1 protein-coding gene is annotated in these 1,693 nt (G+C 59.5%); it reads right to left on the reverse strand.

Going from position 1 to position 1,693, the window contains the following annotated elements:
• Positions 1-181 precede the first annotated feature (181 nt).
• Positions 182-1,618 carry an IS1182 family transposase gene (locus FA740_RS19370; protein WP_136858420.1) on the reverse strand — a complete coding sequence of 479 codons (1,437 nt, stop codon included), beginning with the start codon at positions 1,616-1,618 and terminating at the stop codon, positions 182-184.
• Positions 1,619-1,693 lie beyond the last annotated feature (75 nt).

Here is a 1,693-nt window from a genome sequence, read left to right on the forward strand (position 1 = left end):
TGTTCAAAAACGATCCAGACCGTGTGAAAACTTGCCGAGGTCTGATGGTGTGCAGGGGTTTTGGCTGGATCGGAGATTTTCCTTTAGGGGATCCGGATCAAACGCTTGATCGTGGGTTTTGGGGTCCTGTGGGGGTTTCTGAAGGCGAATATGGGCTGATACTTGAGGAAATATTGAGCCTTTACGGTCGAACGGCCGCAATCAACGCCGGAATGCCGACAAGGCTGATCGCTCGACGCAAATTGTAGGCGATGGCCGTCAGGCTGAACTCGGCGCGCACGTTCTCCAGCCTGCGCATCAGGAATGCGCCCTGGCCCATCCATTGCTTTACGGAGCCGAACGGGTGCTCGACGCTCTCACGCCGCTCATCGAGCACCCCGGGCCGCGCGGCAAGCCGTTTCGCCATCCGGTCCAGCACGGCCTCGTTCTCGTAGCGCGCAACCTTGCGGTAGGCCGCAGCGGTGCAACGTGTTTTGAGTGCGCAGGACTTGCAAGCAGCCGAATTGGCATAGTCGAACACGCGGATCTCGCCACGAACCGGGCGGCTGTGCACATGTCGCAAAGCCGCGCCGCCCGGGCATGTGTAGATGTCTGCCTCGGCGTCATAGCGGAACTGGTCCTTGGGAAAAAATCCCTTGGCAACAGCAGATCCGCGCTGCGGTTTGGGAACGTAAGGCACGATGCCTGCCATCTCGCAGGCATCGATATCTTCGATCTTGAAGTAGCCCCGGTCGGCCACGGCATCGATCTGCGCAACATCGAGGATCTCACGGGCAGCCTTGGCCGTCTCGGTCAGCAGGCCCAGGTCGCTGACCTTGTTGTGGACCTGCTGCTCCGCAATCAGTTTGTGCTTGGTATCGACCGCGATCTGGATGTTGTAACCGACCCCGACACGGCTGCTGGACTGCATCGCGCGTGCGTCCGGGTCGGTCAGCGAGATCTGGTCCTCGCCGCTGTCCGCAAGGGTCTTGCTATGATCATTAAGGCGTTCACGCCGCTCCCGGAGCGCTGCAATCTTTTCCTGAACCCTCTCGACGGTGCCCCTCTCTGGCGCGTCCTCACCGTCCTTGTCGGCCTCATCAAGCTGCTTGAGATACCGCGCCAAGCGCTCATCGCTTTCCGCCATCGCTTTGGCCAGCTTGGCCTTGGTGAAATTCCGCTCCCGGCTGTTCACCGCCTTGATCCGGGTGCCGTCGACCGCGATTAACTCTCGTCCGAACAAGTCGAGTTCGCGACACAGCACCACGAACTCTCGGAACACCTGGCGGAACGCCGTCCGGTTGTCACGTCGGAAGTCTGCGATTGTCTTGAAGTCGGGCGTCAGGCGGCGGAGCAGCCAGATGACTTCAAGGTTGCGTCGCGTCTCGACCTCCAACCGGCGGCTGGACCGCACCCGGTTCAGGTATCCATAGATGTAGAGCTTCAAAAGATCGGCCGGATCATATCCCGGTCGACCGGTACTCTTCGCCTGGACCCGCTCGAAGCCAGCAGCCTTCAGATCGAGCCCGTCAACGAAAGCATCGATAAACCGGACAACGTTGTCCGACCCCACATAGTCGTCCACAGAGTCCGGCAAAAGCAGGAGCTGGGACCGATCACCGCCTGAAATATGTGCCATGCCCAAGAATACCACGGCCGCTCAATGCTGGAAATCCGGTTCAAGTTTTCACACGGTCTGGATCGTTTTTGAACA

This window comes from Paracoccus hibiscisoli (assembly GCF_005048265.1).
GTDB lineage: Bacteria > Pseudomonadota > Alphaproteobacteria > Rhodobacterales > Rhodobacteraceae > Paracoccus > Paracoccus hibiscisoli.

What these genes read in the sequence shown, in the direction of transcription:
- FA740_RS19370 (WP_136858420.1), bottom strand. Translation starts at nt 1,618, where the DNA reads ATGGCACATATTTCAGGCGGTGATCGGTCCCAGCTCCTGCTTTTGCCG.